The sequence below is a fragment of the Methylobacterium mesophilicum genome (assembly GCF_036441335.1).
Classification (GTDB): Bacteria; Pseudomonadota; Alphaproteobacteria; order Rhizobiales; family Beijerinckiaceae; genus Methylobacterium; species Methylobacterium mesophilicum_B.
The window spans coordinates 229,983-252,027 of the sequence record NZ_MLBW01000005.1; the positions used below are offsets into that span (position 1 = coordinate 229,983).

Genomic DNA, 22,045 nt, shown 5'->3' on the forward strand with positions numbered 1-22,045 from the left:
CGATGTCCATGACATCGCGCACCTAGGAGCGGCGGCCGCCCGCGTGCTAGTCCTTCTCCAGCCCGGCGATCGCCCGGGCGAAGTCGCGGGCCGCGAAGGGCTCCAGATCCTCCACGCCCTCGCCGACGCCGATGAAGTGCACCGGCAGGCCGAACTTCGCCGCCAGCGCCACCAGGATGCCGCCCCGGGCGGTGCCGTCGAGCTTGGTCATCACCAGGCCCGTGACCGGCGCGGCCTGCGAGAACAGCTCCACCTGACTGAGCGCGTTCTGGCCGACCGTGGCGTCGAGGACGAGGAGCGTGGCGTGCGGCGCCTCCGGGTCCTGCTTGCGCAGGACCCGCACGATCTTCTCCAGCTCGGCCATCAGGCCGGCCTTGTTCTGGAGCCGGCCGGCGGTGTCGATCAGCAGCACGTCGGTGCCGGCGGCACCCGCCTGCTTCAGGGCGTCGAAGGCGAGGCCCGCCGCGTCAGCGCCCTGCGCGCCGCTCACCACCGGCGTGCCGGTGCGCGCGCCCCAGACCTTGAGCTGGTCGATCGCCGCCGCCCGGAAGGTGTCGCCCGCCGCGAGCATCACGGTGCGCCCCTCCGCGCGCAGCTTCGAGGCGAGCTTGCCGAGCGTCGTTGTCTTGCCGGCGCCGTTCACCCCGACCGTCAGGATCACGTACGGCTTCCGGCCCGCGTCGACGGCGAGCGGCACCGCCACGGGCTCCAGCGCCCGCTCGACCTCCGCGGCCAGGATCGCCCGGACCTCGTCGGGCGAGATGCCCTTCTCGTAGCGGCCCTTGCCGACGGCCTCCGAGACCCGCATCGCGGTCTCCAGACCGAAATCGGCCTGGATCAGCGCGTCCTCCAGGTCCTCCAGGGTCGTGGCGTCGAGCTTGCGCTTGGTGAACAGGCCCGTGACCCGGTCGGACAGGGCCGACGAGGTCCGCTTCATCCCGGAGGTGAGGCGGCTCCACCAGCCCTTGGCCTCCGGCTCGCGGTCCGGCCCGGCGCCGGCGTCGTGGGCGAGGGCCGCGGCGCTGTCGACCGGCTGGATATCGGGTTGGTCGTCGGGCTGCATTTCGGCAGCCGGCTCCGCCACCGGCTCCCGGTTCATATCGCCGGTATCGACCGGGTCGGCGCCGTGCGCGGGATCGTCGCCGGCGGTGCCGGCCGGCGGGCGCTCCGGCTCGCCCTCCACGGGCAGCAGGTCCGCGCCCTCGACCGCGTCCGGGACCGGCTCCCCGGTCTCCTCGGGCGGAAGCGGGACGTGGGCGACGTCGTCCGCGGCGGTGGCGAAGTCCGGCTGCCCCTCGGAGGGCGAAGCCGCCCCGGCCGGCAGCTCGGCCCCGGGCTTGTCCTCGCCCTGATCCTCTTCTCTGTCCTCGGGCGCGGGCTGGCCTTTGCGCCCGAACAGGCGTCCGAACCAGCCGGGCTTCTCCTCGCTCGCCATGAAATCGCGTCCTCGCCCCACCTTGCCCCGCCGACACCGACCCTCTAGCCGATCCGGATGTCCAACGCCTTCGACATAGGCGCGCGCCTCCTCTACCGCGATGCCCTGCTGCTCGTCATCGACAAGCCGGCGGGTTTGCCGGTCCATCCGGGCCCCCGCGGCGGCGAGACGCTCACCGACCACCTCGACGCCCTCCGGTTCGGCCTGCCCCGTCGCCCGGAGGCCGCGCACCGGCTCGACCGCGACACCTCGGGCTGCCTCGCGCTGGGCCGCCACGCCAAGGCGCTGGCGCGGCTCGGGAAGCTGTTCTCCGGCAGCGCCGTCGACAAGACCTACTGGGCGATCGTGGCCGGTGGACCCGTCGAGGCGGAAGGCAGCATCGACCTGCCGCTGGCGCGCCGCTCGGACGATCCGCGCTCGTGGTGGATGAAGGCCGACCCGGCGGGCGACCCGTCGCTGACGCACTGGCGGGTGCTCGGCCGCGCCGGGGGTCGGACCTGGCTGGAGCTGAAGCCGGTCACCGGCCGGACCCACCAGCTCCGGGTGCACTGCGCGGCCTCCGGCTGGCCGATCCTGGGCGACCCGGTCTACGGCGGCGCGCCCCGCGGGAGCGCGCTGCACCTCCACGCGCGGGCGCTGTCGATCCCGCTTTATCCTAAACGGGAGGCCATCACGGTAACGGCGCCGCCGCCGCCGCACGTCGCCGAGGCCGTCGCGGCGATGCCGGCCTGAGCCGCCGGCGGCGCTAGGCGCCGATGAGCCGCGCCCCGTCGTGGCCGGCGATGGCGACGGTGTGGAACGTCCCGTCCTCAGCCGCGCCGCCCGCGCGCGGACCGCCTCGGCGGGCACCGGCGGCATGCGCGCGGCCGGCGTCCCGGGGCGCGGGGAATAGGGGAAGACGTGGAGGTGCGTCAGGCCGCACTCCGCCACGAGATCGAGCGAGCGGGCGAACTGCGCCTCCGTCTCGGTCGGGAAACCCGCGATCAGGTCGGCGCCGAACACCGTGTCGGGCCGCAGCCGCCGCACGGTCGCGCAGAAGCGGATCGCGTCGGCCCGCAGGTGCCGGCGCTTCATGCGCTTGAGGATCAGGTCGTCGCCGGCCTGCAGCGACAGGTGCAGGTGCGGCATGAGCCGCTCCTCCTCGGCGATCGCCGCCAGCAGGGCGTCGTCGGCCTCGACGGAATCGATCGAGGACAGGCGCAGGCGCGCGAGGCCGGGCACCGCCCGGAGGATCGCCCGCGCGAGGCCGCCGAGGGACGGGGCCGGGCCGGCAAGGTCGCGGCCGTAGGCGGTCAGGTCGACGCCGGTCAGCACCACCTCGCGCCCGCCCCGCGCCACGAGGGTCTCGACCTGCGCGATCACGTCCGCCTCCGGCACCGAGCGGGAGACGCCCCGCCCGAACGGGATCACGCAGAAGGTGCAGCGGTGGTCGCAGCCGTTCTGGACGGGCACGAAGGCGCGGGTGTGCCCGGCGACCGCCTCGACCCGTGTCGGCTCGGCCGCCCGCGCCGCCATGACGGCGCCCGGGCCGGTCGCGGCCGCCGACCAGCCCTCCGGCCGCAGCTTCTCGGCGTTGCCGACCAGGCGCGCGACCTCCGGCATGGCCGCGTAGGCCTCGGTCTCGACCTCGGCGCCGCAGCCGGTGACGACGATCTCGGCGCCGGGCCGCTCGCGGGCGATCCGCCGGATCGCCTTGCGGGCCTGCCGCCCGGCCTCGGCGGTCACCGCGCAGGTGTTCACCACCACCCGGTCGCGCCCGTCCGCCGCCGCGTGGACCCGCAGGGCCTCGGACTCGACGGTGTTGAGGCGGCAGCCGAAGGTGAGGGTCTCGACCGCCATCAGGCCGCGCTGTCGAACAGCTCCGGCGCCAGGGTCCCCTCGGCGACGAGCGCGACCGGGCCGGTCATCAGGACGTGGTCGTCGGCGCGCCACTCGACGAACAGCTCGCCGCCCGGCAGCGCGACGCTGGCCTGCCGGCCGATCATCCGCAGGCGCGAGGCGGCCACGACGGTGGCGCAGGCGGCGGTGCCGCAGGCGAGCGTCAGCCCGGCCCCCCGCTCCCAGACGCGGAGCTTGATCGTCTCGCGGCCCGTTACCTGCGCCACCGAGATGTTTGCGCGCTCCGGGAACAGAGGGTGGTTCTCGAGCATCGGGCCGATCCGGGCGAGGTCGAAGCTGTCCGGATCCTTCTCCACGAAGAACACCGCGTGCGGGTTGCCCATGTTCACGGCGCCCGGCGAGTGCAGGATCGGGTCGTCGATCGGGCCGATCTGCAGCTCGATCCGCCGCGTGTCGGGGAACGGCTCCGACAGGGGGATCTCGTCCCAGGCGAGCCGCGGCCGGCCCATGTCGACCGTGAAGGCCCGCTCGGAGACGCGCCGCACCCCGAGCACGCCGGCCTTGGTCTCCAGGGTCAGCCGGCCGCCCTCGGCCGGCCGGGCCATGGCCGGGTCGTCGAGCATCGCGTAGGCGACGCAGCGCGTGCCGTTGCCGCAGGCGCCCGATTCCGAGCCGTCGGTGTTGTAGATCCGCATGAACGCGTCCGTGCCCGGGCTCACGGGATCGTGCAGGACCATCAACTGATCGAAGGTCGAGCCGGGATCCTGCGCGATCGCCCGCGCCTCCTCGGGCCGCACCTTCGCTGCGGAGCCGCGCAGGTCCAGCACCACGATCGCGTTGCCGGCGCCGTGCATCTTCAGGAAGCGTCTGTGGGCGAGTGCGCTCATGCGGTCCCGCAATTGGAGGAAGGCGCGGGCTATATCGCAAAAGCGGCCGCCGGGCGCGAGGGGTGCCGCGGCGTGGCAGATGCGCCGCACCCGCGGCTCTCGTCCGCGGCACCCTCGCGGGCGGTCCCGTTCGCCACTAGGTTACCCGGCGGGAGCCCGCGCGATCATCCGCGGGCCTCGACCGGAGCGCCTACGTGATCCGCCTTCGTCCGCTCGTCGCCCTCTCGGCCGCCCTCGTGCTCGCGTCGGCCGGCCCGATCGCCGCCCAGCAGCAGCCCGCGCCGCCGCCCTCCACGGCACCCGCGCCGGCCCYGACGAACCCGCTAGCGTCCGGCAGGATCTTCCCACCCCGAACTCGGCTCCCGAAGAGCGCGGCCCCGGCCCCGCAGCAGTCGGTGGCGCCCCCGCCCGCGGGCCAGTCGGCGGCGGGAACGCCCCCGGGCACGGGCACGGGGAACCCCGGCCGGCCCACGCTCATCGAGAAGGCCGGCGAGCCCGGCGACGTCGACGAGGTCACCCTCCCGGCCAAGCCCGCCGCGATCCTGTCCGGCAAGACCAAGTGGGAGGAGGCCGTGCCGAACCTGAAGCAGGCCTTCGCGCGGATCGAGGCCGACCTCGCCAAGCTCGGCGTCGCGCCGGCCGGCCGGCCGCTCGCGGTCTTCACCCGCACGGACGACGACGGCTTCGAGTTCGAGGCGATGGTCCCGGTGGCGGCCGCGCCGAGCCCGGCACCGGCCGAGACCGACGGCCTGCGCTTCGGCACGACGCCCTCCGGCAAGGCGCTACGCTTCGCCCACAAGGGCTCCTACGAGTCGATCGACAGCACCTACGAGACGCTGACCGCCTACCTCGATGCCAAGGACATCGTCGTGCAGGACCGGTTCGTCGAGGAGTACGCCACCGACCTCAAGGACAGCACCGACGACAGCCTCGACGTGAACATCTACGCGCTGGTGAAGTAGGCGAGCACGGGCCGGCGGCGCCGCCCTTCGGTCCCGACGACCGCCTCGGAATCGAGCGCGGCTCCCCTACTCCCGTGCGGGAAAGGGGGCAGGGCGCGCGCCGCCGCCGGCCCAGCTCTCCGCTGGAAGCGCGCGAACCCGACGAGGCGGACAGATCGCCGCTGCCCCGTACCGGCAGGAACAGGGGCATCGGCTGGCGGATTCGCCCGACATGCCCGCCGCCGACCTCAGAACCGCGACCGCCCCGCGACCGCGCCGCAAACCGGCCCCGCCCGTCACGGATCCGGCCCTCGCCGAGAAGGCGCTCGCCGTCCACGCCCGGCTCTGCCCGGTCTACGGCTGCCCGATCCCGTACTTCCACAGCCTGGATCCGGTCAGCGAACTCGTCTCCTCGCTCCTGTCGCACCGGACGCGCAACGCCGAGTCCGGCCGGGCCTTCAAGGCCCTGCGGGCGCGCTTCCCGGACTGGGCGGCCGTGATCGACGCGGAGGTGCCGGAGATCGAGGCCGCCATCGCGGGCGTGACCTGGCCGGAGCTGAAGGCGCCGCGCATCCGCGACGTGCTCCGGGCGCTGCGCGACCGGCGCGGCAGCCTCGACCTCGCCTTCCTCGCCGACCTGGAGGTCGAGGCCGCGCGGGAATGGCTGCAGGCGATCCCGGGCATCGGTCCGAAGACCAGCGCGGCGGTCCTGTCCTTCTCCACCCTGCGGATGCCGGCTCTGCCGGTCGACAGCCACCATCACCGGGTCGCCCAGCGCCTCGGGCTGATTGGCAAACGGGTCGATGTCGGCCCGTCGCACACGATCCTGCGGGCGCAGCTCCCCGCCGACTGGAGCGCGCAGGACCTCTACGACAATCACGAGATCCTGATGCTGCACGGTCAGAAGGTCTGCCATCATCACCGTCCGGCCTGCGGGCGCTGCGTCCTGGTCGACCTCTGCCCAAGCGCGAAGCTGCCCTCGCGCGAGCCGTGAGCGCGTCCTTGACCGGTCCAGCCTGCGGGTGCGAGTAACCCCGCGCCCGGACGGCGCGGAGCCCCGGTCTTATCTTGCTCAGGATCGGCGCCGATGGCCGCGTTCACCGAATTGGTCTTCTCGGGCGTCCAGCCCACCGGCAACCTGCATCTCGGCAACTACCTCGGGGCCGTGAAGCGCTTCGTGGAGATGCAGGACCGCGACGCGCAGTGCCTCTACTGCGTGGTCGACCTGCACGCGATCACCGTCTGGCAGGATCCCGAGGCCCTGCGCGGCCAGATCCGCGAGGTCACGGCCGCCTTCCTCGCCGCCGGCATCGATCCCAAGCGCTCGATCGTGTTCAACCAGAGCCAGGTGCCGCAGCACGCCGAGCTCGCCTGGATCTTCAACTGCGTCGCCCGCCTCGGCTGGCTGAACCGCATGACCCAGTTCAAGGAGAAGGCCGGCAAGGACCGGGAGAACGCCTCGATCGGCCTCTACGACTACCCGGTGCTGATGGCCGCCGACATCCTCGCCTACCGGGCGACCCATGTCCCCGTCGGCGAGGACCAGAAGCAGCATCTGGAGCTGACCCGGGACATCGCCCAGAAGTTCAACACCGACTTCTCGGGGTCGATCACGGCGCACGGCCACGGCGACGCCTTCTTCCCGATCACGGAGCCGCTGATCGGCGGCCCGGCCGCCCGGGTCATGTCGCTGCGCGACGGCACCAAGAAGATGTCGAAGTCGGACCCGTCCGACAACGCCCGCATCAACCTCACGGACGACGCGGACGCCATCGCCCAGAAGATCCGCCGGGCCAAGACCGATCCCGAGCCCCTGCCCTCCGAGGTGGCGGGCCTGAAGGAGCGGCCCGAGGCCGACAACCTCGTGGGGATCTACGCGGCGCTCGCCGGGATCACCCGCGAGGACGTGCTGCGCGATTTCGGCGGGGCGCAGTTCTCGACCTTCAAGCCGGCGCTCGCCGACCTCGCGGTGACGAGCCTCGCGCCGATCGCCGAGGAGATGCGCCGCCTCACCGCCGATCCCGGCCACATCGACGCCGTGCTGGCCGACGGCGGCGCCCGGGCCGAGACCATCGCGGCGCAAACCCTCGACGCGGTCAAGGACATCGTCGGCTTCGTCCGGCGCGGTCCCAGCCTGCAGGCGGTGCGGTGACAATCCGGGCGCTGGTCTTCGACGTCTTCGGGACGCTGGTCGATTGGCGCTCCGGCGTCGCCCGCGAGGCCGCGCGGCTGCTCGCGCCCGTCGCGCCTGACCTCGATGCCGGCGCCTTCGCGGACGCGTGGCGGGCCCGGTACAATCCCTCGATGGAGACGGTGCGCTCCGGCGCCCGGCCCTACGTCGACCTCGACACGCTCCAGGCCGAGTCGCTGCCCGGCGTGCTGGCGCAGTTCGGCATCGCCGGCGTGTCCGAGGCCGTGCAGGGTGAGCTGGTCCAGGCGTGGCACCGGCTCGACGCGTGGCCCGAGGTGCCGGACGCGCTGCGGCGCCTGCGCGAGAAGCACCTCCTGGCACCGAATTCCAACGGCCATGTCCGGCTGATGGCCGATCTCGCCCGCCGCAACGGCCTGATCTTCGACGCCATCCTCGGCGCCGGCTATTCCCGCGACTACAAGCCGAAGCCGGCGCTCTACCGCGACGCGGTCGCGGCCTTCGGCTTCGCGGCCGGCGAGACCATGATGGTCGCCGCCCACTCGAACGACCTCGCGGCGGCCGCGGGCCACGGGCTCGCCACCGCCCACATCGCCCGCCCGCACGAGCACGGCCCGGCCGGCGGCGAGACCGCGCCGACGGTGCCGGTCACCCACGCGGCGCGGGATCTGGCCGACCTCGCCGACCGGCTCGGCTGCTGACGGATCGATACGGGAGGGTGTGATGGCCGACTGGAACCCCGCCCTCTACACCCGTTTCGAGGACGAGCGGACCCGCCCCGCCGCCGAGCTCCTCGCCCGCGTGCCCCTCGACGCGCCGGATCTGGCCGTCGATCTCGGCTGCGGGCCGGGCAACTCCACCGCGCTGATCGCGGCGCGCTTCCCGGACGCCGAGGTGGTCGGGCTCGACACCTCGCCCGCCATGCTGGAGAGCGCCCGGGCGCGGCTCCCGGGCCTGTCCTTCGCGCTGGCCGACGCCGCGACCTGGCGGCCCGAGCGCGCGCCGGACCTGATCTACGCCAACGCCGTCCTGCAATGGCTGCCGGACCACGCGAGCCTGCTGCCGCGGCTGTTCGGCCTGCTCGCGCCGGGCGGCGTGCTCGCCGTGCAGATGCCCGACAACCTCTCCGAGCCGACCCACCGGCTGATGCGGGAGGTCGCGGCGTCCGGCCCGTGGGCGGCGGCGATCGGCGACCCGGCCGTGGCCGGCCGCCTCGGGCGCATGCTGGAGCCCGCGGCGTACTACGACCTGCTGGCGCCGTCGGCCGCCACCGTCGATGTCTGGCGCACCGCCTATCACCACCGCATGGCGGACGCCGCCGCCATCGTGGACTGGGTGAGCGCCACGGGCCTGCGGCCCTTCCTCGAGCCGCTGGACCCCGACGCGAAGATCGGCTTCCTGGACGCCTACGCGCGCGCGATCGACGGGGCCTACCCGCCGCGCAGCGACGGGCGGCGCCTGCTCGCCTTCCCGCGCGTGTTCATCGTGGCGCGGGCGCGGTAGCGGCTCAGGCCTCGCCGCGGGCCATCAGCGCCTCGTACTCGGAGATCTCCAGCCTGCCCTCCTGGGCGACGCGCGCCTTGTCGGCGTCGCTGATCACGTCGCCCGCGAGGTCGAGGCGCTTCCAGGCGGCGAGCGGCGTCTCGCGGCCGGGCCGCGGCACGTACTTGTTCTGCTCGAGCTTCTGATACTTGTGAATGTAACGCGGGCAGTTGATCCAGATCTTCGTGACCGCGACCTTCACCAAGTATTTGGCCTCGGTATACGCGGCCATCAGGGCGTCGTCGCGCAGCAGCGTCGCGTGGCCCTGCACGCGGATGCGGTGCGGCGTCTCGAAATCGATGAACAGCAGGCCGACCTTGGCCTGCCCCTCGATGTTGCCCATCGAGTAGAACATGCCGTTGCCGTCGAAGCCCGGGAATACCAGGGTGCTCGGGTCGAGAACCTTCACGAAGCCCGTGGGGCCGCCCTTGTAGGAGACGGTCGGCATACCGTCCGGATCGACGGTCGAGAGGAAGAACATGTCGCGGGAGCCGATGAAGGCGGCCTCGTCCGGCTGGACCGTCTCGTGGACCCAGTCCTCGTCGAGGCGCACGGCGAGCTTGGTGGTGCCGAATTCCTCCTGCAGCGCCCGGTGCGCGTCGGAATAGAGCGATGCCATGGCTGGTCCCTCCCGTGCCGCGGTCCTCGTAGGGGTGGGACCGCTGAGGGGCTTATGGCCGGGACGCCCCGTGTCCGGCAACCCGGAACGCGAAGGGCCGGCCACGCCTTCGCGTGACCGGCCCCCCAAGTGCGGCCGGGCAGAGCCGGGCCGCGCGATCCGAAGCGATCAGTTGCGGGTCTTGTCGACCAGCGCCTTCTCGGAGATCCACGGCATCATGCCGCGGAGCTTGGTGCCGACCTCCTCGATCGGGTGGGCGGCGAGCTTGGCGCGGGTCGCCTTGAACGAGGTCTGGTTGACCTTGTTCTCCAGCATCCAGTTGCGGGTGAAGGTGCCCGACTGGATGTCGTTCAGCACGCGCTTCATCTCGGCCTTGGTCTCGGGCGTGACGATGCGCGGACCGGTGACGTACTCGCCGTACTCGGCCGTGTTGGAGATCGAGTAGTTCATGTTGGCGATGCCGCCCTCGTAGATGAGGTCGACGATCAGCTTCACCTCGTGGAGGCACTCGAAATAGGCCATCTCGGGGGCGTAGCCCGCCTCGACCAGGGTCTCGAAGCCGGCCTTGATCAGCTCGACGAGGCCGCCGCAGAGCACGGCCTGCTCGCCGAACAGGTCGGTCTCGCACTCCTCCTTGAAGGTCGTCTCGATGATGCCGGCGCGGCCGCCGCCATTCGCCGAGGCGTACGACAGGCCGAGGTCGTGGGCGTTGCCGGACGCGTCCTGCGCGATGGCGATCAGGGTCGGCACGCCGCCGCCGCGGAGGTACTCGGAGCGCACGGTGTGGCCCGGGCCCTTGGGGGCGACCATCAGGACGTCGAGGTCCTTGCGCGGCTCGATCAGGTTGAAGTGGACGTTGAGGCCGTGGGCGAACAGGAGCGCGGCGCCCTGCTTCATGTTGCCCTCGAGGGACTCGCGGTAGATGTCGCCCTGCAGCTCGTCGGGGGTGAGCATCATCACCACGTCGGCTTGACGGGCGGCCTCGGCGACCGACAGGACCTTGAAGCCCTCGGCTTCCGCCTTCTTGGCGGTGGCGGAGCCCTCGCGCAGGGCGATGACGATGTCCTTCACGCCGGAATCGCGCAGGTTGAGCGCGTGGGCGTGGCCCTGGCTGCCGTAGCCGACGATGGCGACCTTCTTGCCCTTGATCAGGTTCAGGTCGGCGTCGCGATCGTAATACACCCGCATGTCTGTCTCCTCTTAAGTTCGGTGTTTCGGGTCGGGTTTGGCCCGGCCGTACAGGGCCAGGAACTGCTCGACGGCGCGGCCCGCATCGCGCCGGATCCCGGCCCCGTCGAGGTCGAGGGTCTCGCCGAGCAGAAGTCGGATCTGGATATCCCGGCCGACGAGGCCGAAGAAGGTGCGGAAGGCGGCCTCGCTGTCGGCGAAGGTGAGCAGGCCGGCAGCCCGCCCCGCCTCCAGCACGGGCTTGACCCGCTCGCCGATGGCGAAGCGCCCGTTCGCCAGGACGATGCCGCCCAGGTTGCTCTTGCGCGAGCCCGCATGCGCGATCGCGATCCGGTTCAGCGCCACCGAGGTCGGGCCGGTGATGACCTCCAGCCACGTCACGGCGAAGTCCTGCAGACGCTCCCGCAGGGTGGCGCCGTCGAGAACCTGCGCGGTATCGTGCCCGGCATGGACCCGGGAGGCCTGCCAGCGCACCGTCGCGGTCAGCAACCCATCCCGGTCGCCGAACCACTTGTAGAGCGTCTCCTTCGAGCAGCTTGCCCGGCGCGCCACGGCATCCATCGTGAGCTGCTCGCCGTCCTCGACCATCAGGCCGAGCACGGCGTCCAGCACCGCCTGCTGGCGGGCCGACGGGGTGTCCTGCTGTGCTGTGGCGCTGGCCTGCATCATCTCGATTGGCGTACCGTACCGTACGGTACGCGCTGTAGGCCGATTTGAGGGCCGCGGCAAGGGGGGCGCGACCGAACCGGGTTAGCGCGGAAGCGGCAGGCCCTCGCGGGCGAAGACGGCCTGCACGGCCGGGCGCTCGGCGACGCGGCGGGCATGAGCGGTCCAGGCCGGGAAACGGCCGGCCATGTCGAACCGCAGCACCGGGCCGTTGGCCCAGAACCAGAAGACCATCAGGTAGGCGTCCACCGCACTGAAGCGGTGGCCCACGGCCCAGCCGCCGTGCGAGAGGCGCACCTCGGTCATGGTGGCGAGGTCCGCGTAGGTGTTGGCCGCCTTCGCCTTGATGCCCTCGAAGGCGCCCTCGTCCTCGGTGTAGCGCTCCGGCCGGCGGACATGTGCGTAGGTCACGTGGTGGTTGCAGGCGAGCCAGCCGAGCCACTCGTCGGCGGCGGCCATCTCGCGGAGATCCGTGGGCCACAGCGCCTTCTCCGGCGCTTGACGGGCGACGTGGCGCAGGATCGCGGCGCATTCCGTGAGCACCCAGCCGTCCTCGGTCAGCGCCGGCACGCGGCCGCGATCGTTGATGGACAGGTATTCCGGCCGCCGCTGGTCGCCTGCGGCGAGGTCGAGCTTGATGCCCTCGTAGGGCAGCCCGGATTCCTCCAGGATGATGTGGGCGGCGAGCGAGCAGGCGCCGGGGGCGTAGTAGAGGGTGCGGGCGGTCACTGTGACTCCTGGTTGGGGTGCGGCGCGAGCGGTGGGACGACCGCGATCCCGATCAACTCATGAAGCTTGATACGGATGGCGAGCAGAACTTCGTCCGTTACAGCTCCAACACGACGGAAGCCGCGCTTGGCGCGATCGAGACACCGGATCTGATCGGTCAGGACGGCACCGGAGACCGCGAGGCCGGGCGGCAGGATGACCTTGGTCGGCCACGGTTTCACGTTGCCGGTGATCGGGCAGACGATCGCAGTTGCGTTCAGCTTGTGGAAGTCCATGCTCGACACGACGACGGCTGGTCGGACGCCATCCTGCTCGCGGCCGAGACTCGGCCTGAGATCGACCCAAACGAGGGCGCCGGCTTCGAGCGGTTCGGGATCAATCGTCACGGATGATCTCTGCACCGACGTCTGGGCCCCAGTCGACCAGTTCCGGCCGATGCGACGGGCCGAGGCGTTCCATCTCGGCGATCATCTCGGCGAGCGTCATGACGGGCTCCCCGTTCACGACCGGGCGCGGCGCGGGCGAGCTTACCCTTTTCACCTCTACGGTCGTGCCTTCACGGACGCCGAGTTCTTCGGCCTCCACAGGCGTGAGCTTGATGGCGAAGTCATCGCCCCATCGGACGACCTTGGCTTCCATCGCAATGCCTCCCTTGTGGAGAACACAGCATAGCAGACGTGATCGGCCGTTGAGGAGCGTACACGCAGGGACGAATGCCCGTCCGACGGCGACACGTGCAGGCAAGACCGTCCTGCCAGACCTACAGCGGCTCCGCCCCGCGCCCCATCGCGGAGATGCCGGTCCGGCAGATCTCCACCAGCCCGATCACGCTCATCAGCCGCACGAACCGGTCGATCTCCTCGGTGGCGCCGGTCAGCTCGAACACGAAGGAGTTGAGCGTGGCGTCCAGCGTCTTGGCGCCGAAGGCGGCGGCCAGCCGCAGGGCCTCGCTGCGGTGCTCGCCCTCGCCCTTCACCTTCACGAGGCAGATCTCGCGCTCGATGGCGTTGCCCTGGAGCGTCAGGTCCACGACCCGGTGCACCGGCACGAGCCGGTCGAGCTGCGCCTTGATCTGCTCGATCACGGCGTTCGTGCCCGTCGTCACGATGGTGATGCGCGAGATGTGGCGCGCCTCCTCGGTCTCGGAGACGGTCAGGCTCTCGATGTTGTAGCCGCGGCCGGAGAACAGGCCCGAGATACGGGCGAGCACGCCGGGCTCGTTGTCGACGATCACCGCCAGCGTGTGCCGGTTCACCGGCTCGACGCGGACGGCATCGGGGTAGTGGGTGTTCATCGCGTTCATGGCCGGCCTCGTCCTCGTCGTTCGACCCATCGCCGCCGCAGCGGCGGATCGCGACCCGGCGGTGACGCCGGGCCGCCCGCCCTCACACCAGCATCTTGCCTTCCTCGGAGATCACGTCGCCGAGTTCGACGCCGGTCTCGCCGAGGTAGTCGGACAGGAGCATCTCGTTGTGCGCCTTGCCCGACGGGATCATCGGGAAGCAGTTCTCGGTCTTGTCGACGATGCAGTCGAAGATCACCGGGCCGTCGTAGGCGAGCATCTCGGCGATGGCAGCGTCAAGGTCGCCCGGCTTCTCGCAGCGCATGCCCTTGGCACCGTAGGCCTCCGCGAGCTTCACGAAGTCCGGCAGGCTCTCCGAGTAGCTCTGAGAGTAGCGCGAGCCGTGCAGCAGCTCCTGCCACTGCCGGACCATGCCCATGTACTCGTTGTTCAGGATGAAGACCTTGATCGGCAGGCGGTACTGCACCGCCGTCGACATCTCCTGCATGTTCATCAGGATCGAGGCCTCGCCGGCAATGTCGATCACGAGCCCGTTGGGGTGCGCGAGCTGCGTGCCGATCGCCGCCGGCAGGCCGTAGCCCATCGTGCCGAGTCCGCCCGAGGTCATCCAGCGGTTCGGCTCGTCGTACTTGAAGTACTGGGCCGCCCACATCTGGTGCTGGCCGACCTCGGTGGTGATGTAGGTCTCGCGGTCCTTGCAGGCCTCGTAGAGGCGCTGCACGGCGTATTGCGGCTTGATGATCGTGCCCGACGGCCAGTAGGCGAGGCAGTCCCGCGCCTTCCAGGCGTTGATCTTCTGGAACCACGGATCGAGGTTCGACTTGTCGGGCCGCGACGGCAGGGCGCGCCACGCCTCCAGCATGTCGGCGAGCACAGAGCCGCAGTCGCCCACGATCCCGACATCGACCTTCACGACCTTGTTGATCGAGGAGGCATCGACGTCGATGTGGATCTTCTTGGAGAAGGGCGAGAACGCGTCGAGCCGGCCGGTGATCCGGTCGTCGAACCGGGCACCGACGCAGATCATCACGTCGCACTCGTGCATCGCGAGGTTGGCCTCGTAGGTCCCGTGCATGCCGAGCATGCCCAGGAACTTCTCGTCCGTGCCCGGATAGGCGCCGAGCCCCATCAGGGTCGAGGTGATCGGGAAGCCGGTCTCGCGGACGAGCTCGCGCAGCAGGCGCGAGGCCTCCGGGCCCGAGTTGATCACGCCGCCGCCCGTATAGAAGACCGGCCGGCGGGCCGTCGCCATCAATTCGACGGCCGCGCGGATCCGGTCGGCGTCGCCCTTGACGGCCGGGCGGTAGGTCTTGTGGCTCGCGATCTCCGGGCGCTCGTAGAGGCCGGACGCGAACTGGATGTCCTTGGGCAGGTCGACCACGACCGGGCCGGGACGGCCGTTGGCCGCGACGTAGAACGCCTCGTGCAGGATGCGCGGCAGGTCGTCGATCGATTTGACGAGGTAATTGTGCTTCGTGCAGTGGCGCGTGATGCCGACCGTGTCGCATTCCTGGAACGCGTCCGTGCCGATCAGGTGCGTCGGGACCTGGCCGGTGATGCAGACCAGCGGGATCGAATCCAGCATCGCGTCGGTCAGCCCGGTGACGATGTTGGTGGCACCGGGGCCCGAGGTGACCAGCACGCAGCCGACCTTGCCGGACGAGCGGGCGTAGCCCTCCGCGGCGTGGACGGCGCCCTGCTCGTGGCGGACGAGGATGTGCTTGACGGCGTTCTGGTGGAAGAGCGCGTCGTAGATCGGAAGTACGGCGCCGCCCGGATACCCGAACAGCGTATCGACACCCTGATCCTGGAAGGCCCGGATGACCATCTCGGCCCCGGTCATGACCTCGCCGCCCATGCTCGTCTCCTCGCGCTCTCCGGGGCCACCGCGATCCTTCGATCGCCGCCCTGCCCCGTCCTCTCTCCCCGCACCCCCGTCTGGTGAGGCGGTGTCCGCCTCGCCCGAAGGTGCCTCTCGCCTCGGATAACCGTCTGTCTCAGTCCCATCCGCCCGGACGCGGGCAACAAAAAAGGGCCCCGAGGGACCCTGCATGCGCCACCGCCCGGATCGCGGCCCTAGCTCAGGGCCGCCCCGTCGGTGACGCTACCGCTACAATAAGGACCGTGGTCATCGGATATCCGAACCCGCCCCGCGGCGGCCCCATGATCCGGAATGGACTCACGGTCGGCGCGCGAAGCGTCGGGCCTCTTAGCGGAGTGCGTGGAGGCGGTCAACGCATCCGTGCGCGCGATCCGGCCGGTTCCACGCCGGTTCCCTGCCGGAACCGCACGCTCACCGCAGCGGCGGCGGGTAGCGGCGGACCCAGCTGCTCGCCGCGTCGTAGGCGGCGCCGAGTTGCAGGCAGGCGAGTTCGCCGTGGTTCGGGCCGACGATCTGGATGCCGGTGGGCAGGCCGGCCTCGCCGAAGCCTGCCGGCACGGCGAGGGCCGGCAGGCCCGACATCGTCGCGGGGATCGTGATCTGCATCCAGCGGTGATAGGTGTCCATCGCGTGGCTGCCGACCGTCTCGGGCCAGCGCAGGCTCTTGTCGAACGGGAAGACCTGTGCGCTCGGCATGACCACGTAGTCGTAGGCCTCCATGAAGCGGCGCAGGGTCTCGTACCAGCGGGTGCGCCCCTCCAGAGCGGCGATGATCCGGTCGGCGCCGAGCGCCAGCCCCCGCTCGACCTCCCAGGCCGCCTCCGGCTTGAGCAGGGCCCGGTGTCGGGGCTCGTCGTAGAACGGGCGGAGATTCGCCGCGACCGTCAGTGCCCGCAGCACCAGCCAATCCGCCCAGAGCCGCTCCATGTCGTAGCGCGGCATCGCCTCCTCGACGGTGCAGCCGATCTCCGCGAAGGTCGCCAGGGCGGAGCGGCCGACGTCGAGCACGCCGGGATCGAACGGGATCTGGCCGCCGCAATCCCCGAGCCACGCGATCCGCGTCCCGCGGAAGTCGCGGGCGAGCGGGCTCGCGAAGGCGGACGGGTCCTGCCGGATGGCGTTCGGGCAGCGCGGGTCGTAGCCCGCCAGCACCGAGAGCATCAGGCCGATGTCGCCGGGCGTGCGCCCGATCGCCCCGAGCACGCCGAGGTTCGGGCTGAACACGTCCTTGGCCTCGGCGGGGATCCGGCCCCAGCTCGGGCGAAGGCCGTAGCAGTTGTTGAAGGCCGGCGGGTTGCGCAGGGAGCCGGCATGGTCGCTGCCGTCGGCGACCGGCTGCATCCGCAGGGCCACCGCCACGGCGGCGCCGCCGCTCGACCCGCCCCCGGTCTTGGCCGGATCGTAGGCGTTGCCGGTGGCGCCGTAGACCGGGTTGAAGCTGTGCGAGCCGAGGCCGAACTCGGGGATGTTGGTCTTGCCGATGAAGATCGCCCCTGCGGCCCGCAGGCGCGTCACCATGATCGAGTCGGTCTCGGCAACCCGGTCGGCGAAGATCGGTGAGCCCTGCGTGAACGGCAGCCCGCGGACCGGGTCGAGATCCTTCACGGCCAGCGGGAAGCCGTGCAGCGGCCCGACGGCGTCCCCCCGTGCCAGGGCGGCGTCGGCGGCCTCGGCCTCCCGCAGGAGCGCGGCGTCGTCGGCGAGGCCCACGAGGGCGTTCACCTGCGGGTTGATCCGGTGGATCCGCTCCAGATAGGCGCGCATCACCTCGGCGCAAGAGACGACCCGGCCACGGATGGCGGCCGCGAGGTCCACCGCGCCCATGGCGGTGATGCCGTCCTGTCGCGCGTCCTGCATCGTACTCTCCTCCGGATCAACCGAGGATCGGTAACCGGAGGTTGGATCCAGGCAAAGATGGCATTGCCTGATTGGATGGAGTGCCGATGTCCGTCTTCGCGAGCGCAGCGAAGCGATCCCGTGTCGCGCGACGATCACCGATGTCGCGCTGCCCTGGGCCGCTTCGCGCCGCTCGCGATGACGGTGCGCTGTCCTCAGCCTGGGCGGTCAGGCCACCGACCAGGGCAGCGTCTCCTCGCCCCGGAACACCACCACCGCCGTGTCGTCGACCGCGACGGCCTCGGCGATGCGGCTCTCCCGGCGCTCCAGGGTGACGGTCCCGGCATTGGGCTCCAGCCCGTGGAAGCGGGCACCGTTGAGGCAGGCGAAGGCCTCGAACCGGTCCAGCGCGCCCTCCTCGTCGAAGACCTGCACGTAGGTCTGGAGCGCGGAGGGGCCGCAGAACACGCCCGCGCAGCCGCAGGACGCCTCCTTGGCGCCGCGGACATGCGGGGCGGTGTCGGTGCCGAGATAGAAGCAGGCCTCGCCGGAGGTCGCGGCCCGGCGCAGGGCGAGCCGGTGCCGCTCGCGCTTGGCCACCGGCAGGCAGTACAGGTGCGGGCGCAGTCCCCCCTGGAAGATATGGGTCCGGTTGATCACGAGGTGGTGCGGGGTGATCGTCGCCGCGCACCGGGTCCGGTGCTCCCGGACCACGTCGAGGATCTCCGCCGTGGTGGCGTGCTCCACGGTGACCTTGAGCCCCTGGTGCCGGCCGAGCAGCGGGATCAGGCTGCCCTCCATGAAGGCGGCCTCGCGGTCGAAGATGTCGATCTCCGGGTCGGTCGCCTCGCCGTGGATCAGCAGCGGCATGCCGATCCGCTCCATGCGCTCCAGCACCGGCGCGATCCCGAGGAGGTCGGTGACGCCCGCGTGCGAGTTCGTGGTCGCGCCGGCCGGGTAGAGCTTGGCGGCGATCCAGACCTTCTCGGCGAAACCCCGCTCGATCTCGTCCGGATCGGTGTCGTCCCGCAGGTAGCAGGTCATCAGCGGCGTGAAATCCTGGCCCTCCGGCAACGCGGCGAGGATGCGCTCCCGGTAGGCCTGCGCGGCCGCCGCCGTGGTCACCGGCGGCACGAGATTCGGCATGATGATGCCCCGGGCGAACTGCGCCGCCGTGTAGGGCAGCACCGCCTTCAGCATCGCGCCGTCGCGCAGGTGGATGTGCCAGTCATCCGGCCGGCGGATCGTGATCCGGTCGACCGTCTTCGCGGCCTGGCGCTCGGCGGGGAACAGCTCGGCGACGCCCATCGCGATCCCTCCTCAGGACTGGCCGAAGGCGGAGATGCCGCCATGGGCGGCCGACCACGCGGCCGGCGCGTTGAGGAAGCTCTCGACTTCGGCCAGCGTCTTCGGGTCGAAGGTGCCCATCTCCTTGGCCACCGCCAGCACGTCCCACCACGTGGTGAGATAGTGAAGCTTGATGCCGATCTCCTGCATCAGCGCGGCGCTGTCGGGGAAGATGTCGTAGTAGAACAGCACGAAGCAGTGATCGACCTGGGCGCCGGAATCGCGCAGCGCCTTGCAGAAATTGACCTTGCTGCGCCCGTCGGTGGCCAGATCCTCGACCAGGAGGGTCCGGGCGCCCTCGACGATCTCGCCCTCGATCTGCGCGTTGCGGCCGAAACCCTTGGGCTTCTTGCGGATGTACTGCATCGGCAGCATCATCCGGTCGGCGATCCAGGCCGCGAAGGGGATGCCGGCGGTCTCGCCGCCCGCGATGTGGGTCAGCTTCTCGTAGCCGATCTCGCGCACGATCGTGGCGGTGGCGAAATCCATCAGCGTCGAGCGCAGGCGCGGGAACGAGATGATCTTCCGGCTGTCGGTGTAGACCGGGCTCGCCCAGCCGGAGGTGAACTTGAACGGCTCGTCCTTGTAGAAGAGCACGGCCTCGATCTCGAGGAACATCTTGGCCGCCTCGCGGGCGATCACTTTCCGGTCGAGGGGCAGGAAGGGACTGGTCATGCGGCGTGCGGCTCCGCTTGGGGCGCTCTCCGGGACCGCGAGGACCGGTCCGGCCGGGGAGCGTGCGTGGAAATGATGCCTGACCGCCCTCCTCCGCCCTGTCTCCGCCAGCGTCAACCCTGACGGCGGCGCTATCCGCGCCTCAAGCAGGTCTGCCGGCCCGCAGATGCGCGAGGTGCCGGATCGCCAGCGCGTAGCCGTGCGTGCCGAACCCAGCCAGCACGGCCGTGGCGGCGAGGGAGATGTAGGAGTGGTGGCGGAAGGCCTCGCGGCGGTGGACGTTCGAGATGTGGCACTCGATCACCGGCACCTCGCAGGTGTTCAGCGCGTCGAGGATGGCGACCGACGTGTGGGTGTAGGCGCCCGCGTTGATGACGATGCCGGCGGAGCCGACGCGGTACTCGTGGATGGCGTCGATGAGCACGTGCTCGGCGTTGCTCTGGCGGAAATCGACCGCGAGGCCGAGGCCCGCGGCGGTCTCGCGGCACAGGGCCTCAACGTCGGCCAGCGTCTCGCGGCCGTAGATCTCCGGCTGGCGCATGCCGAGCAGGTTCAGGTTCGGCCCGTTCAGGACCAGGACGGTGTCGTTCATCGGGTGCCTCGCGGAGCGAGAGGTGCGGCAAGCGCCCGCGAGACTCAAGTCCAGGCTGTCATCCGGCCGGAGATGTCCCGCACACGGACCTGCCGCCCGCGCCGGGCGGTTCAGATCCGGATCCCGCGGCGCTATCCCGGTCGCGGAAGCCCGATGAGGCAGGGAGGACAGGCGAATGGCAGGATCCCGGAGCGACACGCCCGTGGTGATCGCGGTGGCGATCACCGGCTCGGTGCCGCGCAAGACCGACAACCCGGCCGTTCCGGTCACCGTGCCCGAGCAGATCGAATCGACGCAGCAGGCCTTCGAGGCCGGCGCCACGCTCTGCCACATCCACGTGCGCAACGACGACGAGTCGCCCTCCTCCGACCCGGACAAGTTCGCGGCCGTGCAGGCGGGGCTGCGCCGGCACTGCCCGGGGATGATCGTCCAGTTCTCGACGGGCGGGCGCGGGCGCGACCCGGCCGCCCGCGGCCTCTCGCTCAAGCACAGGCCCGACATGGCCTCCCTGTCGACTGGCTCGGTGAACTTCCCGACGATCGTCTACGAGAATTCCGCGAGCCTCGTGACCGACCTCGCCGGCCAGATGAAGCAGTACGGCGTGAGGCCCGAGATCGAGATCTTCGACCTCTCGCACCTGCACGGCGCCAAGCGCCTCGTGGAGGCGGGCCTGATCGACGCGCGCCCGCACGTGCAGTTCGTCCTGGGCGTCCAGAACGCGATGCCGGCCGAGGAGCACCTCCTCGACATCCTGCTCGCCGAGACCCGGCGGATCCTGCCGGAGGCGACCTGGACGGCGGCCGGGATCGGCCGCAACCAGGCGACCGTGATGGACTGGGCGCTCGCCCGCGGCGCCGACGCGGTCCGCACCGGCCTGGAGGACAACATCCGGGTGACGAAGGATCGGCTGGCGGCGAGCAACGCCGAGCTCGTCGGCCTCGCCGCGGCGGCGGTGGCGCGCCACGGCCGCCGCGTCGCCACGCCCGCNCTGGGCCTGGGCTGACCGGGCGCGGATGTTTCCCCGGCCGCGCGGCGGAGACGGCGCCGGATCCATGCGGCCGACGACACGCACGCCGTCCCGACCGCGATCCCTGATCGTCGGCTGCGCCGCCGCGGCCTGCGCGTTCCTGGCCGTGTCCTCGGAGGCTCCCGGGCAGGCCGGACCGGGATCGGCGGAGGCGCTCGAGGACGGGATCCAGACCATCCGGCGCGGCGACACCGTCACGAAGGTCGACCGGACCGGCAAGGGTGCGGTGCTGTGCATGCGCGGCATCCTGCAGGCGATGCGCGCCGTCGGACAGGCGTGCCACGACGGCGCCGACCCGGACTTCCAGCAGGAACTGCGCGCCGCCGTCGCGCGCATCGATCGGTTCATCGCCGACAACGCCCCGGACAGGGCCGTCCCGCCGCGCGACGGGACGACGGAACCGGAGCAGCGGCCCGGCGCGGTCTGCGGCCGCGACGCGGAGGCCATGTACGAGGCCCTGCGGACCGGCGGCGCCGCGGGCCTGCGCGCCCAGGTCGACGACCTGCTCTCCATCCCGCGCGAGCCGGTCATGAATCCGTGCCTGTGAGCCGGCCGGCGACGCCGCGGATTCGGGACGTCGCCGGCGCGGCGGCGATCCCGCCCCACCTTCTCACGGCCGTCCCGGCGTGCTAACGCTCCGCCCGCGCGGGTGTAGCTCAATGGTAGAGCAGCAGCCTTCCAAGCTGAATACCCGGGTTCGATTCCCGGTACCCGCTCCAAGCCGTTTTCACGAGCCAGAGCAATCACTTGAACTCGGTGTGACGCGCATCTTTCAACGGTCGCGGCGCGGGCCGATACAACGCTGATACAACACGCCTGAACTACTCGCTTGGCCGAATCACGTTTCCGTGATCGCCATCGGCACCGTCATTCCTTCGTGAAGGAGTGGATTGCGCTCCCCGGTCTCGATTCGCACGCACGGAAGCTTGCACTGTCGCGTTCGGTGGGAAGGCCTTCCGCGCACCGCTGGTGGGATGCCCGTCGGCACGGTCGTGTGACGCATCATCTGCCGATCAGGATCTCGGCCGCCGTCAGCGCGACGAGGTTCGATATCTCGGCGTGCAAATCGACGGCACGCCCGGGCGCCGACAAGGATATCACCAGGGCATACCGCGCCTTGTCCGCGAAGCGCCGCTGCCCGAAGTGCGTTTTCCACCTTTTGTCGACGGGGTAGACCGCATTCAGGTCGTGACCCGCAAGCTCGATCGCCCTACCGCGACACAAGTCGCAATGGAGCGATCCGGCCTGGACAGCCTTGGGCCCGAGCAGCCAGCAACTGGTCTCGGGCTTGCCCTGCGAACCGTCTCCCTCTTGCGCCGAGGAGATGTGGTTCCGGAACTTCGCATCGGCCTCCGTCCGATCCTTTGTGGATCGGCGCCGAATGATGC

The 22,045-nt window shown here is 71.1% G+C and carries 22 protein-coding genes, 1 tRNA gene and 1 pseudogene; 9 read left to right on the plus strand and 15 right to left on the minus strand.

Translation table 11 applies throughout. The features are described from left to right. Positions 1–46: 46 nt before the first annotated feature. The gene (gene ftsY / locus MMR14E_RS04110) at positions 47–1,435 is read right to left on the minus strand and encodes a signal recognition particle-docking protein FtsY (protein ID WP_331312931.1); all 1,389 of its coding nucleotides are present in this window, start codon (positions 1,433–1,435) and stop codon (positions 47–49) included. Between the two features lie 57 nt (positions 1,436–1,492). On the opposite strand from ftsY, the gene MMR14E_RS04115 reads away from it, so the two are divergent. After that, positions 1,493–2,167, plus strand: coding sequence for an RluA family pseudouridine synthase (locus MMR14E_RS04115; RefSeq protein ID WP_331312932.1), 675 nt, complete (start codon positions 1,493–1,495; stop codon positions 2,165–2,167). Here the strand turns inward: MMR14E_RS04115 and mtaB are convergent. Together mtaB and dapF are read right to left on the minus strand one after the other, a co-directional pair. Further along, positions 2,150–3,274: pseudogene (mtaB, locus tag MMR14E_RS04120) on the minus strand (tRNA (N(6)-L-threonylcarbamoyladenosine(37)-C(2))-methylthiotransferase MtaB); the annotation flags it as partial. The gene MMR14E_RS04115 and the pseudogene mtaB overlap by 18 nt on opposite strands. Beyond that, on the minus strand, positions 3,274–4,161 hold the full coding sequence (gene dapF / locus MMR14E_RS04125) for a diaminopimelate epimerase (protein WP_331312933.1): 888 nt from the start codon (positions 4,159–4,161) through the stop codon (positions 3,274–3,276). The gene dapF and the pseudogene mtaB, both read right to left, overlap by 1 nt. Before the next feature lie 194 nt (positions 4,162–4,355). On the opposite strand from dapF, the gene MMR14E_RS04130 reads away from it, so the two are divergent. The 5 genes from MMR14E_RS04130 (at position 4,356) to tam (ending at position 8,754) form a co-directional block, all read left to right on the plus strand. Continuing rightward, positions 4,356–5,123, plus strand: a complete 768-nt coding sequence (locus MMR14E_RS04130) for a GyrI-like domain-containing protein (RefSeq protein WP_331312934.1) — start codon at positions 4,356–4,358, stop codon at positions 5,121–5,123. Between the two features lie 211 nt (positions 5,124–5,334). Next, entirely contained in the window at positions 5,335–6,096 is a 762-nt protein-coding gene (locus tag MMR14E_RS04135) for a Fe-S cluster assembly protein HesB (RefSeq protein WP_331312935.1), read from the plus strand. 93 nt (positions 6,097–6,189) lie between these two features. Beyond that, positions 6,190–7,254, plus strand: a complete 1,065-nt coding sequence (gene trpS, locus MMR14E_RS04140; protein WP_331312936.1) for a tryptophan--tRNA ligase — start codon at positions 6,190–6,192, stop codon at positions 7,252–7,254. Beyond that, positions 7,251–7,952: a haloacid dehalogenase type II gene (locus MMR14E_RS04145; RefSeq protein WP_331312937.1), complete on the plus strand. Its 702-nt coding sequence runs from the start codon at positions 7,251–7,253 to the stop codon at positions 7,950–7,952. The genes trpS and MMR14E_RS04145 overlap by 4 nt, the downstream gene beginning before the upstream one ends. Positions 7,953–7,974: 22 nt before the next feature. Further along, on the plus strand, positions 7,975–8,754 hold the full coding sequence (gene tam, locus MMR14E_RS04150; protein ID WP_331312938.1) for a trans-aconitate 2-methyltransferase: 780 nt from the start codon (positions 7,975–7,977) through the stop codon (positions 8,752–8,754). A gap of 4 nt (positions 8,755–8,758) precedes the next feature. On the opposite strand, the gene MMR14E_RS04155 is transcribed toward tam, so the two are convergent. The 12 genes from MMR14E_RS04155 to aroQ form a co-directional block, all read right to left on the minus strand. Continuing rightward, positions 8,759–9,412, minus strand: coding sequence for a pyridoxamine 5'-phosphate oxidase family protein (locus MMR14E_RS04155; protein WP_331312939.1), 654 nt, complete (start codon positions 9,410–9,412; stop codon positions 8,759–8,761). 168 nt (positions 9,413–9,580) lie between these two features. Further along, the gene (gene ilvC, locus MMR14E_RS04160) at positions 9,581–10,600 is read right to left on the minus strand and encodes a ketol-acid reductoisomerase (RefSeq protein WP_331312940.1); all 1,020 of its coding nucleotides are present in this window, start codon (positions 10,598–10,600) and stop codon (positions 9,581–9,583) included. A gap of 12 nt (positions 10,601–10,612) precedes the next feature. Further along, complete coding sequence (locus tag MMR14E_RS04165; protein ID WP_331312941.1) at positions 10,613–11,269, minus strand: TetR/AcrR family transcriptional regulator C-terminal domain-containing protein; 657 nt, start codon at positions 11,267–11,269, stop codon at positions 10,613–10,615. A gap of 81 nt (positions 11,270–11,350) precedes the next feature. Next, complete coding sequence (locus MMR14E_RS04170) at positions 11,351–11,995, minus strand: glutathione S-transferase family protein (protein WP_331312942.1); 645 nt, start codon at positions 11,993–11,995, stop codon at positions 11,351–11,353. Continuing rightward, entirely contained in the window at positions 11,992–12,381 is a 390-nt protein-coding gene (locus tag MMR14E_RS04175) for a type II toxin-antitoxin system PemK/MazF family toxin (protein ID WP_331312943.1), read from the minus strand. Before MMR14E_RS04175 ends, MMR14E_RS04170 begins: the two co-directional genes overlap by 4 nt. Next, positions 12,371–12,634: a MazF family transcriptional regulator gene (locus MMR14E_RS04180; protein WP_331312944.1), complete on the minus strand. Its 264-nt coding sequence runs from the start codon at positions 12,632–12,634 to the stop codon at positions 12,371–12,373. Before MMR14E_RS04180 ends, MMR14E_RS04175 begins: the two co-directional genes overlap by 11 nt. Before the next feature lie 121 nt (positions 12,635–12,755). Continuing rightward, entirely contained in the window at positions 12,756–13,298 is a 543-nt protein-coding gene (gene ilvN / locus MMR14E_RS04185) for an acetolactate synthase small subunit (protein ID WP_091712806.1), read from the minus strand. Between the two features lie 82 nt (positions 13,299–13,380). Further along, on the minus strand, positions 13,381–15,156 hold the full coding sequence (locus MMR14E_RS04190; RefSeq protein ID WP_331312945.1) for an acetolactate synthase 3 large subunit: 1,776 nt from the start codon (positions 15,154–15,156) through the stop codon (positions 13,381–13,383). A 435-nt stretch (positions 15,157–15,591) separates the two neighbouring features. After that, positions 15,592–17,037: an amidase gene (locus MMR14E_RS04195; protein WP_331312946.1), complete on the minus strand. Its 1,446-nt coding sequence runs from the start codon at positions 17,035–17,037 to the stop codon at positions 15,592–15,594. Positions 17,038–17,244: 207 nt separating this feature from the next. Continuing rightward, positions 17,245–18,324 (minus strand): dihydroorotase, encoded by a 1,080-nt coding sequence (gene pyrC, locus MMR14E_RS04200; protein WP_331312947.1) that lies wholly within the window; start codon positions 18,322–18,324, stop codon positions 17,245–17,247. A 12-nt stretch (positions 18,325–18,336) separates the two neighbouring features. Beyond that, complete coding sequence (locus MMR14E_RS04205; protein ID WP_331312948.1) at positions 18,337–19,038, minus strand: orotate phosphoribosyltransferase; 702 nt, start codon at positions 19,036–19,038, stop codon at positions 18,337–18,339. A 142-nt stretch (positions 19,039–19,180) separates the two neighbouring features. After that, a complete protein-coding gene (aroQ, locus tag MMR14E_RS04210; protein ID WP_331312949.1) occupies positions 19,181–19,630 on the minus strand; it encodes a type II 3-dehydroquinate dehydratase in 450 nt (149 codons plus the stop codon). Between the two features lie 175 nt (positions 19,631–19,805). On the opposite strand from aroQ, the gene MMR14E_RS04215 reads away from it, so the two are divergent. From MMR14E_RS04215 to MMR14E_RS04225, 3 genes are all read left to right on the plus strand, one after another. Further along, positions 19,806–20,633, plus strand: coding sequence for a 3-keto-5-aminohexanoate cleavage protein (locus MMR14E_RS04215; RefSeq protein ID WP_331312950.1), 828 nt, complete (start codon positions 19,806–19,808; stop codon positions 20,631–20,633). Between the two features lie 49 nt (positions 20,634–20,682). Then, the gene (locus tag MMR14E_RS04220; RefSeq protein ID WP_331312951.1) at positions 20,683–21,204 is read left to right on the plus strand and encodes a hypothetical protein; all 522 of its coding nucleotides are present in this window, start codon (positions 20,683–20,685) and stop codon (positions 21,202–21,204) included. 98 nt (positions 21,205–21,302) lie between these two features. Then, positions 21,303–21,376 (plus strand) — tRNA-Gly (locus MMR14E_RS04225). The last annotated feature ends 669 nt before the right edge of the window (positions 21,377–22,045 follow it).

Coding starts and splice junctions, on each gene's coding strand:
- ftsY (WP_331312931.1), bottom strand. CDS start 1,435: ATGGCGAGCGAGGAGAAGCCCGGCTGGTTCGGACGCCTGTTCGGGCGC.
- MMR14E_RS04115 (WP_331312932.1), top strand. CDS start 1,493: ATGTCCAACGCCTTCGACATAGGCGCGCGCCTCCTCTACCGCGATGCC.
- dapF (WP_331312933.1), bottom strand. CDS start 4,161: ATGAGCGCACTCGCCCACAGACGCTTCCTGAAGATGCACGGCGCCGGC.
- MMR14E_RS04135 (WP_331312935.1), top strand. CDS start 5,335: ATGCCCGCCGCCGACCTCAGAACCGCGACCGCCCCGCGACCGCGCCGC.
- trpS (WP_331312936.1), top strand. CDS start 6,190: ATGGCCGCGTTCACCGAATTGGTCTTCTCGGGCGTCCAGCCCACCGGC.
- tam (WP_331312938.1), top strand. CDS start 7,975: ATGGCCGACTGGAACCCCGCCCTCTACACCCGTTTCGAGGACGAGCGG.
- MMR14E_RS04155 (WP_331312939.1), bottom strand. CDS start 9,412: ATGGCATCGCTCTATTCCGACGCGCACCGGGCGCTGCAGGAGGAATTC.
- ilvC (WP_331312940.1), bottom strand. CDS start 10,600: ATGCGGGTGTATTACGATCGCGACGCCGACCTGAACCTGATCAAGGGC.
- MMR14E_RS04165 (WP_331312941.1), bottom strand. CDS start 11,269: ATGATGCAGGCCAGCGCCACAGCACAGCAGGACACCCCGTCGGCCCGC.
- MMR14E_RS04180 (WP_331312944.1), bottom strand. CDS start 12,634: ATGGAAGCCAAGGTCGTCCGATGGGGCGATGACTTCGCCATCAAGCTC.
- ilvN (WP_091712806.1), bottom strand. CDS start 13,298: ATGAACGCGATGAACACCCACTACCCCGATGCCGTCCGCGTCGAGCCG.
- MMR14E_RS04190 (WP_331312945.1), bottom strand. CDS start 15,156: ATGGGCGGCGAGGTCATGACCGGGGCCGAGATGGTCATCCGGGCCTTC.
- MMR14E_RS04195 (WP_331312946.1), bottom strand. CDS start 17,037: ATGCAGGACGCGCGACAGGACGGCATCACCGCCATGGGCGCGGTGGAC.
- pyrC (WP_331312947.1), bottom strand. CDS start 18,324: ATGGGCGTCGCCGAGCTGTTCCCCGCCGAGCGCCAGGCCGCGAAGACG.
- MMR14E_RS04205 (WP_331312948.1), bottom strand. CDS start 19,038: ATGACCAGTCCCTTCCTGCCCCTCGACCGGAAAGTGATCGCCCGCGAG.
- aroQ (WP_331312949.1), bottom strand. CDS start 19,630: ATGAACGACACCGTCCTGGTCCTGAACGGGCCGAACCTGAACCTGCTC.
- MMR14E_RS04220 (WP_331312951.1), top strand. CDS start 20,683: ATGCGGCCGACGACACGCACGCCGTCCCGACCGCGATCCCTGATCGTC.